Annotated in this window: 14 protein-coding genes; 11 read left to right on the top strand and 3 right to left on the bottom strand. The window is 72.6% G+C overall.

Translation table 11 applies throughout. The annotated features are described in order from the left end of the window. Nucleotides 1–69 precede the first annotated feature (69 nt). The 4 genes from ABD901_RS37800 to ABD901_RS37785 all read left to right on the top strand — a co-directional run bounded on the left by ABD901_RS37800 (nucleotide 70) and on the right by ABD901_RS37785 (nucleotide 4,013). A complete protein-coding gene (locus ABD901_RS37800; RefSeq protein ID WP_345134700.1) occupies nucleotides 70–837 on the top strand; it encodes an SDR family NAD(P)-dependent oxidoreductase in 768 nt (255 codons plus the stop codon). Nucleotides 838–886: 49 nt separating this feature from the next. Then, nucleotides 887–1,585: a DUF4386 domain-containing protein gene (locus ABD901_RS37795; RefSeq protein WP_345134699.1), complete on the top strand. Its 699-nt coding sequence runs from the start codon at nucleotides 887–889 to the stop codon at nucleotides 1,583–1,585. A 763-nt stretch (nucleotides 1,586–2,348) separates the two neighbouring features. Beyond that, nucleotides 2,349–3,743, top strand: coding sequence for an IS607 family element RNA-guided endonuclease TnpB (tnpB, locus tag ABD901_RS37790; RefSeq protein WP_345134698.1), 1,395 nt, complete (start codon nucleotides 2,349–2,351; stop codon nucleotides 3,741–3,743). Between the two features lie 18 nt (nucleotides 3,744–3,761). Continuing rightward, the gene (locus ABD901_RS37785; RefSeq protein WP_345134697.1) at nucleotides 3,762–4,013 is read left to right on the top strand and encodes a hypothetical protein; all 252 of its coding nucleotides are present in this window, start codon (nucleotides 3,762–3,764) and stop codon (nucleotides 4,011–4,013) included. Between the two features lie 26 nt (nucleotides 4,014–4,039). On the opposite strand, the gene ABD901_RS37780 is transcribed toward ABD901_RS37785, so the two are convergent. After that, nucleotides 4,040–4,717, bottom strand: a complete 678-nt coding sequence (locus tag ABD901_RS37780) for an NUDIX hydrolase (protein WP_345134695.1) — start codon at nucleotides 4,715–4,717, stop codon at nucleotides 4,040–4,042. A gap of 77 nt (nucleotides 4,718–4,794) precedes the next feature. On the opposite strand from ABD901_RS37780, the gene ABD901_RS37775 reads away from it, so the two are divergent. The 6 genes from ABD901_RS37775 (at nucleotide 4,795) to ABD901_RS37750 (ending at nucleotide 10,702) form a co-directional block, all read left to right on the top strand. Further along, a complete protein-coding gene (locus ABD901_RS37775) occupies nucleotides 4,795–5,823 on the top strand; it encodes an SPFH domain-containing protein (protein ID WP_345134693.1) in 1,029 nt (342 codons plus the stop codon). Between the two features lie 4 nt (nucleotides 5,824–5,827). Further along, on the top strand, nucleotides 5,828–6,715 hold the full coding sequence (locus ABD901_RS37770) for a diacylglycerol kinase catalytic domain-containing protein (protein ID WP_345134691.1): 888 nt from the start codon (nucleotides 5,828–5,830) through the stop codon (nucleotides 6,713–6,715). A gap of 18 nt (nucleotides 6,716–6,733) precedes the next feature. Continuing rightward, complete coding sequence (locus ABD901_RS37765; RefSeq protein WP_345134689.1) at nucleotides 6,734–7,591, top strand: oxidoreductase; 858 nt, start codon at nucleotides 6,734–6,736, stop codon at nucleotides 7,589–7,591. Further along, nucleotides 7,588–8,196: a PadR family transcriptional regulator gene (locus ABD901_RS37760; RefSeq protein ID WP_345134687.1), complete on the top strand. Its 609-nt coding sequence runs from the start codon at nucleotides 7,588–7,590 to the stop codon at nucleotides 8,194–8,196. The genes ABD901_RS37765 and ABD901_RS37760 overlap by 4 nt, the downstream gene beginning before the upstream one ends. A gap of 63 nt (nucleotides 8,197–8,259) precedes the next feature. After that, entirely contained in the window at nucleotides 8,260–9,477 is a 1,218-nt protein-coding gene (locus ABD901_RS37755; protein WP_345134685.1) for an FAD-dependent oxidoreductase, read from the top strand. Nucleotides 9,478–9,508: 31 nt separating this feature from the next. After that, complete coding sequence (locus ABD901_RS37750) at nucleotides 9,509–10,702, top strand: endonuclease/exonuclease/phosphatase family protein (RefSeq protein ID WP_345134683.1); 1,194 nt, start codon at nucleotides 9,509–9,511, stop codon at nucleotides 10,700–10,702. A gap of 12 nt (nucleotides 10,703–10,714) precedes the next feature. Here the strand turns inward: ABD901_RS37750 and ABD901_RS37745 are convergent, their stop codons facing one another. Together ABD901_RS37745 and ABD901_RS37740 are read right to left on the bottom strand one after the other, a co-directional pair. After that, nucleotides 10,715–11,368: a response regulator transcription factor gene (locus ABD901_RS37745; protein ID WP_345134681.1), complete on the bottom strand. Its 654-nt coding sequence runs from the start codon at nucleotides 11,366–11,368 to the stop codon at nucleotides 10,715–10,717. After that, nucleotides 11,365–12,999, bottom strand: a complete 1,635-nt coding sequence (locus ABD901_RS37740) for a sensor histidine kinase (protein ID WP_345134679.1) — start codon at nucleotides 12,997–12,999, stop codon at nucleotides 11,365–11,367. Before ABD901_RS37740 ends, ABD901_RS37745 begins: the two co-directional genes overlap by 4 nt. An 86-nt stretch (nucleotides 13,000–13,085) precedes the next feature. Here ABD901_RS37740 and ABD901_RS37735 point away from each other — a divergent pair, with 86 nt between their 5' ends. Further along, a complete protein-coding gene (locus ABD901_RS37735; protein ID WP_345134677.1) occupies nucleotides 13,086–13,613 on the top strand; it encodes a hypothetical protein in 528 nt (175 codons plus the stop codon). The last annotated feature ends 42 nt before the right edge of the window (nucleotides 13,614–13,655 follow it).

Below are 13,655 nucleotides of genomic sequence, written 5' to 3'. Positions count from 1 at the left end.
GGGTCTATCGTACACCACAACGAACGATTCACTCGACTGAACTATTCATCGCGAAGAAGGGAGTGCCTGATGTCCTACACAAGCCATCCCGACCTCGGCGGCAAGGTCGCCCTCGTCACCGGCGGATCCCGCGGCATCGGCGCCGCCACCTGCCGAGCGCTCGCCGCCAACGGGGTGCGCGTCGCCGTCAACGGGCGGGACCCCGCGGCCGTCGACGCGCTCGTCGCCGACATCACCGCGGCCGGCGGCAGCGCGCTCGCCGTGCCGGGCGACGCCACCGACGCCGAGACCGTCCGGCGCATCCGGGAGGAGGTCGAGCGGGCGTTCGGGCCGATCGACGTGCTCGCCCCGTTCGTGGGCGGTCAGGGCCGCCCGACGCCCACCCACCAGCTCGGCGCCGAGCAGTGGCGCGCCACCGTCGAGGCCGACCTGACCTCGGTGTTCCTGGCCGTGAGCGAGGTGCTACCCAGCATGATCGAGCGCCGCACCGGCGTGATCGTCATGATGTCCTCGACCGCGGGCCGTCTGCCGGGCCTCGCCAGCGCCGCCTACGCGGCCGCGAAGGCGGGCGTCGTCATGTTCAGCAAGCACCTGGCCGCCGGGGTCGGGCCGCACGGCATCCGGGTCAACTGCCTGGCGCCGTCGGCGGTGCTCAACAGCCGCATGCAGCAGCACATGACCGAAGAGCAGCTCGCCGACCTGGCCGCACGGTTCCCGCTCGGGCGCATCGGCAAGCCCGAGGACGTCGCCGAGGCCGTGCTCTACCTGGCCTCCGACGCGGCCTCCTGGATCACCGGCGCCACGCTCGACCTCACCGGCGGCCGGGTGATCGTGTGACCACGCAAGGAATCGTGACCAGTCCGTTCATCGCTGGAGGGGTGATCGTATGACCGCGCAGGGCACCGCACCGCGCCGTCGTCAGGCACAGGGCGGCCCGCACCTGGGCGCGCTCGGCATCGTCTTCGCCGCGCTGTTCGTGGGCGGCGTCGTCATCGCCACGATCGTGGCGGGCGGCAAGCCGTATCCGTCGCCGTTCGTGGACGGTGCGGAGATCATTGCGTACTTCCGCGACCATCGACTCGCCGTCCAGATCGGCGGCGCACTGCAGTTCGGCGCCGCCATCCCGCTGGCCATCTACTCGGCGACGGCGAGCGCGCGCCTGCACCAGCTCGGCATCCGCGCACCGGGCGCCACGATCGCGCTCGCCGGCGGGCTGCTCGCGTCGGCCTTCCTGGCGCTGTCGGGCCTGCTGGGCTGGGTGCTGTCCCGGTCCGAGGTGCTCGACGAACCGGCCCTGATCCGGGCGCTGCAGCTGCTGAACTTCGCGGCGGGCGGGGTCGCACATGTGGTACCGCTGGGGCTGCTCCTGGCCGGCCTCGCGGTGCCCGGCCTGTTGGCCCGGCTGCTCCCGGCCTGGCTGGCCTGGGCGGGGCTCGTGATCGCCGGGATCGCGGAGCTGTCGACGTTGACGCTGCTGGTCGAGCCCGCGGCCTACCTGCTGCCGATCGCCCGCTTCACCGCCCTCGCCTGGCTGATCGCGGTGGGCTTCATGTTGCCGCGCCAGCGCGCCCGGGCCGATGCCTAGCGAGTGCGGCTTACGGGGCGTCGGCGCCCGGCCTCGTCCAACGCGGCCGCCGTCCGAGTCCGGCCTCATCCAACTCCGGCGACGCGGTCGGAGGGCCGGTGCGTCCAGCGCGCCGACGGTGATCGGAACGCGACCTCCTCCAACGCGAGCGACGTAGTGGGAGGCCAGGTGCGTCCAGCGCGCCGACAGGGTTGGAATGCGGCCTCGTCCAGCACGGCGAGGGGGTAGGTGTGCGGACTGCTCTGACGCGCCGACGTGGTCGTGGTGGGGCCTCGTCTATCGGGGGCACGTGGTTGGAGTCCGGCCTCGGAAAACGCGGTCACGTGGTCGGAGGCCGGCGCCGAGGGCGTCGGGCCTGGACGGGAGGTGTGGTCGGATGATCGACGTATGGGGCAACATCGATCATGGGTGCGGGCTTAACCTGAGGTGCGGCTGCCGCTTGAGGGGGTTAACAACTGCTGGCGTGCTGGTCGTCATGAGTGCTCAATGGTCGGCTGGAGTGACGGCGTGAACTTGAAGGAGTGGGCAGCAGCCACCGGCATCTCCTGCGCGACCGTGTGGCTGCGTTACGAGTCTGGGGCACTTCCCGTTCCTGCGTATCGGCTCGGGCGTCTGGTCGGTGGCCGGTGACCGGTGCGGTCCCGGACAGCGGGCGGGTCGTGTTGTACGCCTGGGTGGCATCGGCCGACCAGAAGCTGTACGGGCGCCGTGCCGCCGCGACCCGTGCCCGCCGCGCAGTCGAGGCGATGCAAGCGTGCCCGGCATGATCGTCAACCAGGCGTACCGGTTCGCGCTCGACCCGACGCCGCGGCAGCTGCGGGATCTCCTCTCGCATGCGGGGGCGTCGCGTAAGGCGTTCAACTGGGCGCTCGGGCTGATCAAAGCCCAGTTGGATCAACGGGCAGCAGAGCGGTCGTACGGAGTGGCCGATAACCAGCTCACCCCGTGCGTGTCGTGGTCGCTGCCGGCGCTGCGTAAACGCTGGAACGAGGCCAAGGCCGATATCGCGCCGTGGTGGGCGGAGTGCTCGAAAGAGGCGTACTCAGCCGGCATTCGCAACCTGGTACGCGGCCTGGACGCCTGGCGTGATGCGCAGTCCGGCAAGCGCAAGGGGCCGCCGGTGCGGTTCCCCCGGTTCAACTCCAAGCGCCGCGAAACGGTGTCGTGCAGGTTCACCACCGGCACCATCCGCGTCGAGGCCGACCGGCGGCACGTGACACTGCCCCGCCTGGGCACGCTGCGGCTGCACGAGTCGGCCCGTAAGCTCGCCCGCCGCCTCGACAACGGCACCGCCCGAATCCTGTCCGTCACCGTCAAACGCGACGGCGCGCGCTGGTACGCGTCGTTCTCCTGCGAGGTCGACAAGGCGGAACGCCGCCCGCCCCGACCAGACTCGATTGTCGGCGTCGACGTCGGCATCACGCACCTGGCGGTGTTGTCCACCGGTGAGCTGGTCGACAACCCGCGCCACCTGACCGGCGCCACCCGGCGCCTGCGTTGCACCGCCCGGCGCATGTCCCGCCGCACCGGCCCAAATCGGCGCACCGGCCAGCAGCCGTCGAAGCAGTGGCTGCGCGCCAAAGCCGAACTTGGCCGCGCCCACGGCCGGGTGGCGAACCTGCGCCGCGATGGACTGCACAAACTCACCACCCGCCTCGCCGTCGAGCACGCCACGATCGTGGTGGAAGACCTCAACGTGGCCGGGATGGTGCGCAACCGCAAGCTCGCCAAGGCGATCTCCGATTGCGGCTTCGGCACCATCCGGACCATGCTGGGCTACAAGATGCTATGGAACGGCGGTCTGCTCGTGGTCGCCGATCGCTGGTTCCCGTCGAGCAGGACCTGTTCGGGCTGCGGTGCGGTGAAAGCCAAGCTGCCGCTGCGTGTCCGAACGTTCACGTGTGCCGAGTGTGGCCTGATCCTGGACCGCGACCTGAACGCGGCCCGTAACCTCGCCGGACTCGTCTGTAATACGGGTGCCGGAGTGGCCGCGCACCCGGAGCCGCAAGGTTCGAACGGACGTGGAGCCGACCGTAAGACCCCGTTCGCTGGGCCGGTGGCGATGAACCGTCCACCCGGCACGACACTAGTCGGTCAGACCGGGACCGTCCCACCACAAGGCGGGACTACCAAACGTGCGCCCACCAAAGCGCACTGAAAGGTAACGGAGGCGCGGATGGAACGTGTGGGTGGATCGCCGGACCTGTGGAGCGGGCGGCGATGGGCGGTCACGGTGGCCGTGGCCGTGGTGCTCTTCGTAGGGCTGTCGCTGCTGTCGGGGCTGTTCGGATTCACGGACAACATCCTTTGGGCGCCGCATGATGTCGGCAGTGCCGTGGCGCTCGGGGTCACGGTCCTGCCGTTGGTCGCGCTGGCCGTCCTCGTCGTGATGGCACTTGTGCGCAACAAGGCCACGCCCGGGCGCTGACCCGGCGGGCCGTAGGCCGGCACGGATTATGCGATGTCCTGAGGGAGGGCGCGCAGCATCGGGGGGTAGAGGAGCGTCGCCGGGCCGCGGGTGAACAGCTGAGCCGGGCGGCCCCGGTCGCCCGCCGTTGAGCGGCCCGTTGGCGTGACGAAGCCCGGTGTGGACGTGACCTTGCGGTGGAAGTTGCGGGGGTCCAGGGGCGCGGACCACACGGCCTCGTAGACCTGGCGCAGGTCGGCGATCGTGAACTCCGGCGGGCAGAAGGCGGTGGCCAGCGGGGAGTACTCGAGCTTCGATCGAGCGCGCTCCACGCCGTCGGCGAGGATCGTCGCGTGGTCGAAAGCCAAGGGCGGGGCGTCGGCCACCGGGAGCCACTCTGCCGTTGCCGCGTCGCTGCCGGCCCTTGGGAGTGGGGCGTCCGGGAGCAGGGCCAGGTACGCGATCGTGACCACCCGGCCCCTTGGGTCGCGTGCCGGGGAGCCGTACGTGCCCAGCTGCTCCAGGTGGCCGGCCGCCGTGACGCCGGTTTCCTCCGCGAGCTCCCGTGCCGCCGCGTCCGGGAGGTCCTCGTGGTCCAGGACGAAGCCGCCCGGCAGGGCGTGCTCGCCCTCGAACGGGGGGATGGCTCGGCGGATCAGCAAGGCGGACAGGGCGGCGTTGCGGATCGTGAGCATGACCAGGTCGACGGTCACCTTGAATGCCATGTATTTATCACCACGTTGACGAGAAAGGTTGGACGACTATATCGTCTAGCTGACGATAACTTATGGGGAGGGTCGCCATGGCGGATGTGACGCGCCGGCTGTTTCTGCGGCACTTGCGCGGGGCGCCGACCAGCTGGGTTCGGCATCACGTCAAAGGCAAGGTGCGCCACGAAGGGATCGGGCAGTCGTTCTGGTACCGGGCGCTGACGGCCGTGCTGTCCGAGGTGCCCGTCGACGACCGGGAGCTGCCGCTGCTGTTCCACGCGCGGACCAGTGACTTCGCCGACGTCACCGTGCAGGCGACCGTGACCTATCGGATCAGCGCGCCGGCCCTCGCGGCCGAGCGGCTCGACTTCTCCGTCGATCCGGCGCTCGGGTCGTGGCGGGGGCAGCCGCTCGACCAGGTTGCCACGCTGCTGGCCGAGCTGGCGCAGCAGCCGGCGCTCGACCTGCTGGCCCGGCTGCCGCTGACCGAGGCGCTGACGGCCGGGATCGCGCCCGTGCGCGAAGCGGTGTCGGCGGCGCTGGGGAGCGATCCGCGGCTGGCCGAGACGGGGGTCAGCGTGGTCAGCGCGCGGGTCGTGGCGATCCGGCCGGAGCCCGATCTCGAGCGGGCGCTGCAGACGCCCACTCGCGAGGCGGTGCAGCAGGAGGCCGACCGGGCGACCTACGCGCGGCAGGCGCGGGCGGTCGAGCAGGAGCGGGCGATCGCCGAGAACGAGCTGCAGAACAAGATCGAGCTGGCCCGGCGGGAGCAGCAGCTGGTCGAGCAGCGCGGTGCCAACGCGCAGCGGCAGGTGGAGCTGGACGCCGCCGCGGCGCTCGTTGCGGCGCAGGGCGAGGCGGAGCGGTCGCGGGTCGCGGCGGCGGCCGAAGCCGAGGCGGACCGGGTGCGGACCGAGGCGCGGGCGGACGGCGTGCGGGCGGTCGGGGTGGCCGAAGGGGAGGCGGAGGCGGCGAAGCTGGCCGCGTACCGCGACCTGCCGCCGGCCGTGCTGCAGGCCCTGGCGCTGCGGGAGCTCGCGGGACAGCTGCCGGAGATCGGGCAGCTCACGGTGACGCCCGACGTGGTCACCGGGCTGCTGAGCCGGCTCGGGCGGAGCTGACGGCGTGAGCACGCTGGCACCGCGGGCCGTCATGGTGTCGCGCCGCAGTGAGCTCGACGAGCTGCTCGCCCGGCACGGCACCCGGGCGGCGGCGGACTACTACCTGCGGCAGCGCGGCCGCGACCTCGAGGAGGTCGCGGCCCGCCACGCGGCGCTGCAAGGGGCGCTGGCCGCGGCGGGTGCGGCCGTCCCGGCGGACTGGCGGCGCGGGCACATCGACCGCGACGACCTGCCCCGGTTCCTGTTCGGGCCCGAGGACGTCGTCATCGCCGTCGGACAGGACGGGCTGGTGGCCAACGTCGCCAAGTACCTCGACGGGCAGCCCGTGATCGGGGTCGATCCCGAGCCGGGGCGCAACCCGGGCGTGCTCGTCCGGCACACCCCAAAAACATTGCAAAAGGTCCTGCAGAACGCGCGGGACAACACCGAGGAGCGCACGATGGTCTCGGCGCGGCTCGACGACGGGCAGGAACTGCTGGGGTTGAACGAGGTGTACTTCGGCCACGTCAGCCACCAGTCCGCGCGGTACACCCTGTCGACCCCCGGCGGCGACCGCGAGCGGCACTCGTCCTCCGGCGTCGTGGCCGGCACCGGGACCGGCGCGACCGGGTGGTGCTCCTCCATCGCCCGGGAGCGCGCCGCCGCGCCCGGGCTGCCGGGGCCCCGGGAGGCGGCGCTGTGCTGGTTCGTGCGGGAGGCGTGGCCGTCGCCGGCCACGGGCGTGGCGCTGACGAGCGGGAGGCTGGAACAGGACCAGCGGCTCGAGCTCACCTGCGAGGGGGAGCGCCTGGTGGTGTTCGCCGACGGCCTGGAGGCGGACCGGCTGGAACTCGCCTGGGGGCAACGGGTGAGCATCGGTGTCGCCCAGCGCCGCCTCAATCTCGTCATGTAGAACCGTAGGGTAAGGGGCGTGAAAACGTTCCCGCTCGGCAAGCGCACCGTCCACCGCGTCGGGTTCGGCGCCATGCAGCTGCCCGGACGCGGCGCCTTCGGGCCGCCCCGCGACCGCGCCGAGGCCCTCGCCGTGGTCCGCCGCGCGGTGGACCTCGGCGTCGATCACATCGACACCGCGCAGTACTACGGGCCCGACGTGGCCAACGAGATCCTGCGCAGCGCCCTGTACCCGTACCCGGGCCAGCTCGCCTTCGTGAGCAAGGTCGGCGCCAAGCGGGACGACAAGGGAGGCTGGCTGCCGGCGCTCGAGCCGGAGGAGCTGCGCGCGGGCGTGCTGGACAACGTGCGCTCCCTCGGCGTCGAGCGGATCCACGCCGTCAACCTGCGGCTGCACGCGAAGTCGGCGCCCGAGGTGTTCGACCGGCAGCTCGACGCGATGGTCGCGATGCGCGACGAAGGGCTGATCGGCGGGGTCGGGCTGAGCAACGTCGACACCGAGCAGCTGCGGCACGCGCTCGAGCGCACCGAGATCGTGTGCGTGCAGAACCCGTTCAACATCGTGGACCAGCAGTCCCGGCCGGTCCTGGACCTGTGCCTCGAGCGCGGCATCGCCTTCGTGCCCTTCTTCCCGCTCGGCGCGGCGTTCGGGCGCGAGCGGGTCCTCGGCCACCCGCAGGTGAAGGCGGTCGCCGCTCGGCTGGACGCCACCCCGGCGCAGGTCGCACTGGCCTGGGTGCTCGCCGTCGCGCCCAACACGCTGCTCATCCCGGGCACCGCGTCGCTGGAGCACCTGGAGCAGAACGTCGCCGCCGGGCACCTGCGCCTCGACGACGAGGCGCGCGCCGCGCTCGGGCTGCCGGGGCGAGCGGCGTGAAACGGCGCCAGGTCGGCAACCTGCTGGCGCTCGCGGCGCTGTCGTACCTGAGCCGCCAGCCCATGCACCCCTACGAGCTGTCCAAGACGCTGCGCACCTACGGCGACGAGCGCAGCATCAAGTTCACCCACGGCTCGCTGTACATGGTGATCCAGCAGCTGGCCAAGGCCGGCTTCGTGGCCGAGCAGGAGGTCAGCCGCGAAGGCGCGCGGCCCGAGCGCACCGTCTACGGGATCACCGACGCCGGGCGCGCCGAGCTGCGCGACTGGCTGCGCGAGCTGGTCGGGCAGCCCCAGCACGAGTACCCGGCGTTCGTCTCCGCGCTGTCGCTGGTCGCCGCGCTCACGCCGAACGAGGTCGTCGCGCTGCTGCGGGAGCGGCTGGACGGCCTCGCGGCGCAGCGCAAGGAGGCCGCCGAGCTCATCGAGAAGTCCGAGGCCGAAGGGGTGCCCCCGCTGTTTCTCATCGAGGAGGTGTACCGCGTCCGCCTGCTCGACGCCGAGAGTGCCTTCGTGGAGGAGTTCCTCGCCAAGATCTCCGACCCCGATGAGGGGTGGGGCCCGATGTGGGCCGCCGCACACGGGACGACGTTCAATCCTGAATAGTTGACTCTGACTAGTCGCTCATGGATAGTTAGTACCAACTAATCCAGCGAGCGGGGAGTCGGCATGAGCAGGATCGGCAATGCGATCGTGATCGGCGGCGGCATCGGGGGCCCGGTGGCCGCGATGGCGCTGCAGAAGGCGGGCATCGAGGCGACCGTCTACGAGGCCTACGAGGGATCGGCCGACGGCGTCGGCGGCGCGCTCAGCATCGCGCCCAACGGCCGCACGGCCCTCGCGGCGATCGGCGCCGAGGAGCGCGTCGCCGCCGCCGGGTCGCCGATGCGGGGCATGGTGATGCAGAGCTGGACGGGCAAGCGGCTCGCCGAGTTCGGCACCCCGCCCGGCCTGCCGGAGATGCTGCTGGTGTGGCGCTCCGACCTGTACCGCGCCCTCTACGGCGAGGCCGCCCGCCGCGGCGTGCGCGTCGAGCACGGCCGGCGCCTGGTGTCGCTGAGCGACGAAGGCGGCCGGGTCGTCGCCCAGTTCGCCGACGGCACCAGCGCCGCCGCCGACGTCCTCATCGGCGCCGACGGCATCCGTTCCACCGTGCGCCGGCTCATCGACCCGGCCGCGCCCGAGCCCCGCTACGCCGGCCTGCTCGGCTTCGGCGCCCGCACCAGCGGCGAGGGCCTCACCCCGACCGCGGACAAGATGCACATGGTCTTCGGCAAGCGCGCCTTCTTCGGCTACCAGGTGACGGACACCGACAGCGGCTGGTTCGCCAACCTGCCGCACCCGCGGCCGATGAGCGCGGCCGAGGCCCGCGGCATCGGCGCCGCCGAGTGGCTGCGCCGGCTGCAGGAGGTGTTCCGCGACGACCGCACCCCGGCCGTGGAGATGATCCGGCGCACCGCGCCGGAGGACCTCGTCATCACCGGCGGGCTCGAGGACATCCCGAGCGTGCCGACGTGGCACCGCGGCCGGGTCGTGCTGCTCGGCGACGCCGCGCACGCCACCTCGCCGAGCTCCGGGCAGGGCGCGTCGCTGGCCATCGAGAGCGCCGTGCAGCTGGCCCGCTGCCTGCGCGACCTGCCGGTGCCGGACGCGTTCGCGGCCTTCGAGGGGCTGCGCCGCGAGCGGGTCGAGCGGATCATCAGGATGGCCGAGAAGACCAACAGCGACAAGGCCGCCGGCCCCGTCGCCCGGGTGCTGCGCGACCTCATCATGCCGGTGGCGATGCGTTTGCTGGCCAGCCCGGAGAAGTTCGCGTGGCAGTTCGACCACCCGATCGACTGGGCGGCGCCGGTGACCGCGCCCCGCGGTGTCGCGTTGCCGACCTGACGCAGCGTGCCCGGCTGCTACGTTGCGTGACATGCGGCTGGCAACGTTCAACGTGGAAAACCTCTTCGCCCGGGCCAAGGCGATGGACAACGCCGTGCGGGACGTCGGGCAGCCCGCACTGGCGGCGTTCGAGACGTTCAATCGCATCGCGGCCCACGACGTGTACACCGAGGAAGACAAGGCGGCGATGCTCGACGCCCTGCTGACCCTCGGCGTGCTGACGCAGACCCGGGACGGGCGGCGGCTCAACCCCCACCAGTTCGACACCGCCTGGGCCCTGCTGCGCGAGAACCGCGGCGACTTCCTCGCCGCGCCGAGCGACCGGGAGCCGCACATCGTGGCCACCGGGCGCGGGGACTGGACCGGGTGGGTCGAGCTCATCACCGAGCCCGTCGACGAGCTCGCCACCCGGATGACCGCGCGGGTCATCAACGACGTCGGCGCCGACGCGATCTGCCTCGTCGAGGCCGAGAACCGCCCGGCGCTGGCGCGCTTCAACGACGACCTGCTCGGCGGCCGCTACGGCCACGCGATGCTCGTCGACGGCAACGACCCGCGCGGCATCGACGTCGGGCTGCTGTGCACCGCGGAGATCGCCATCGACTGGGTGCGCAGCCACGTCGACTACCCCGACCCGGCCGTGGAGGGCAAGCGGCTGTTCAGCCGGGACTGCCCGCTGTACAAGCTGCGACTGCCCGGCGGCGAGGACCTCTACCTGCTGCTCAACCACCTCAAGAGCCAGTCGTTCGCCTCCGGCGACCCGGATCCGCTGCGCACCCGGCAGAGCGCCGCGGTACGCGCCATCTACGACGCGCTGCGCGCCGACGGCGCCGAGTACGTCGCCGTCCTCGGCGACTTCAACAAGGGCCCGGACCGCCGCGACCCGAAGAAGCACCCGACGCTGGAGGCGCTGCTCGGCCCGGGCACGCCGCTGGTCAGCTGCTTCGACCTCGACGCATTCGGCGAGCTGTTCGACCCCAAGGACGACGAGCAGGAGCGGCCCGGCACGTTCCAGACCTGCAACATCTCCAACCGGCTCGACTACATCCTGCTCTCGCCCGAGCTGGCGGCGAAGGTCACCGGCGGCGGCGTGTTCCGCAAGGGCCTGTGGGGCGGTCCGGAGAACAAGAACCCGCCGAAGCTGTGGAGCATCTACCCGGAGCTCACGGCGGCCAGGCACGCCGCCAGCGACCACGCCGCCGTGTGGGTCGACCTGGACTTCTAACAACCCGAAAACCTAAGAGCGAAGCAGCGTCAGTACCGCAAGGACGCGGCGGTTCACATCGGGCAACGCCGGCAGGCCGAGCTTGACGAAGATGCTGCGGATGTGCGCCTCGACGGTCCGCTCGGCCAGGAACAGCCGCTCGGAGACGGCCACGTTCGACAGCCCTTCGGCCATCAGCGCGAGGATCTCCCGCTCGCGCTCAGACAGCGCGTCCAGGCCCTCGCCGCGGCGGCGCGGGCGGCGCATCACGCGCTCGACGACGAGCGGGTCCACGGCCGTGCCGCCGGCCAGGACCCGCCGCACGTCGGCCAGGAACCGGTCGATGTCGGTGATGCGGTCCTTGAGCAGGTAGCCGACGCCGGCCTCGCCCTGCTCCAGGATCGTGACCACGTCACGGGTCTCGATGTACTGCGACAGCAGCAGCACCGCCAGCCCCGGCTCCTCCCGCCGCAGCCGCAGCGCGGCCCGCAGCCCCTCGTCGGTGAACGTCGGCGGCATGCGGATGTCGACGATGACGGCGTCGGGGCGCACCTCGGCGACGCGGCGCAGCAGCTGGTCCGCGTCGCCGACCGACCCCACCACGTCGAAGCCCTCGGCGGCCAGCAGCCGCTCGAGGCCGACCCGCAGCAGCAGGGAGTCGTCGGCGAGCACCACACGGTCGGTCACGGCGGCTCCTCCGCGGTCAGGGGCAGTCGGGCGGTCAGGCGGGTCCCGCCGCCCGGCGGGCTGCGCAGCGACAGCCGCCCGCCGCCGGCCTCGACCCGGTCGCGCAGCCCCTCCAGGCCGCCGCCGGGCACGAACCGGGCACCGCCGGCGCCGGTGTCGCGGACCCGCACGACGAGCTCGCCCGCCTCCGCGGTGAGGCTCAGCTCGACCGCGTCGGCGCCGCCGTGCTTCTCGGCGTTGGTGACCGCCTCCAGGGCCACGTAGTAGGCGGTCGCGGCGGTCTCCTCGCCGACCGCGGCGCCGCCGGCCCGGTCGTCGACGTGCACCGCGACCCGGGAGCGCTCCGCGAGGGACTCCAGCGCGCCGGCGAGGCCGTGCATGACCAGCGCGGGCGGGTTCATGCCGCGGGCGATCTCGCGCAGCTCGGCGACGGCGGTGTCCAGTTCGGACAGTCCCTGGTCCAGCAGCGCGGCGCCGTCGTCGGCGCCGCCGGGATCGGCGCGCTGCGCGCGGCGCAGCAGCAGGGAGGCGGCGATGAGCCGCTGCTGGACGCCGTCGTGGATGTTGCGCTCGATGCGTCGGCGCTCGGCGTCGGCGGCCTCGACGATCCGGCGGCGGGAGCGGCGCACCTCGTCGAGCTGGTGGCGGTGGTCCAGCACCAGGGCGGCCATGCGCAGTACCGCATGCAGCACCTCCGGCGCCGCGGCCAGCGCCGGGTCGTGCGCCAGCGCGCCCACGTCGCGACCGGCGTGGCGCAGCGGGGTCAGCACCGTGCCCGGCGGGCGGTCCGCGCCGAGCAGCGCGACGTCCTGCGGGGTCAGCACGGCAAGAGACGGGTCGCCGAGCCCGGCCCGCAGCGCGTCGCCCAGCGCCGGCAGGTCCGCCTCGGCCGTGGCGTCGCCGGCGCCGAGCGCGGCGACGAGCGAGCGGATCGCCGCCGGCGGCGGCTGGCTGCGGGCGAGGCTCAGCGCCGCGCCGACCGGGATCGCGGCGCTGCCGGCGTAGTAGACGATCTGCGGCACCGAGCCGGGCACGTACCAGTCGGCGCTGACGATCGCCGTCGCGGCGACGTTGACGAGGTTGGCGACCCAGAACGGGGCGTAGGCGGCACGGTAGGGAGGGCTGGCTCTGCGGTACCGCCACAGCAGGAACAGCAGCAACAGCGCGCCGACGACCGGGTACGCGGCCGCGCGGACCTCGAGCAGCCCCGCGATGCCGGGCGGGTGCCCCGGCGCCAGCCACCAGATCGAGGCGGCGACCGGCCAGAACAGGTAGCCGGCGGCGGCCGTCGCCCGATCCAGCCGGCCCTGCAGCCGCCCGACCGGGATGACCAGCGCGCAGTGCAGCACCAGCGGCTGGTACACGGCGCCGAGCATCAGGTCGTCGCGGAACAGCCACGGCAGCGCGACCCGGCCGGCCCCGTCGGCGAGCCAGCACAGCCCGGCGGCGAGCATCAGCGGGCCCATCGCCGAGTCCGGCCGGGCCCGCCACATCCGCTGCCCGACCTCGGCGTGCAGCAGCCCGGTGGCCACGAAACAGGCCAGCTCCCACGGCTCCCAGCCGCCGCGGGCGCCCAGCACCGCCACGGCGACGGCCGTCGCCGCCGCCGCGACCCGCAGGCCCGTCCGCATCACCGTATCGTCGGGCACCCGACGTATCAGGGGAATACGTGCTGGCACTGATGTCCGGGATCCGGCCCCGTTCCTACCTTGGCGCCATGCGATCCCGAATGATTCCCCTGCTCGTCGCGGCTCTCCTCGCGATGGCCGCCTGCTCTCCCAAACAGCCGGTGCCGGCCGCACCCGCAGCCTCGGTCCCGGCGGCCGCGGCCACCACGGCCGCCGCGCCGACGACCGCCGCCGCGGCGCAGAAGCTCAGCGTGGACGTGGTCAAGCAACAGATCGAGCCGGTCTTCACCAAGGACCCCGACTGCCCCAAGGGCGAGTGGGTCACCGACAAGGGCAACCTCGACGAGCCGTACCGGACCAGCGCGACGGACTTCGCCGAGTACGACTGCCATCTCACCGACGGCGAGCTCGTCCCGCACCGCATCGCCCAGGTCATCTACGTCACGTTCGCCGACACCAAGGCGGCCAACGACTACGCCGACGACGCGGTCGGCCTGTACCCGTCGCTGATCGCCGACACCACCGTGGTGGTGATCGGCGCCGGGCTCAAGACCGTCGACATGCGCCAGACGCTGCGGTCGATCGAGAACGCGTGCTCGTGCGGGCACGTCACCTGAGGTCCGCACCGAATCTGCACAGTTCGAACACCCCATGCCCCG

This window comes from Dactylosporangium darangshiense, from assembly GCF_039537565.1.
GTDB lineage: Bacteria > Actinomycetota > Actinomycetes > Mycobacteriales > Micromonosporaceae > Dactylosporangium > Dactylosporangium darangshiense.
This window is presented reverse-complemented; position numbering and strand designations above follow the sequence as displayed.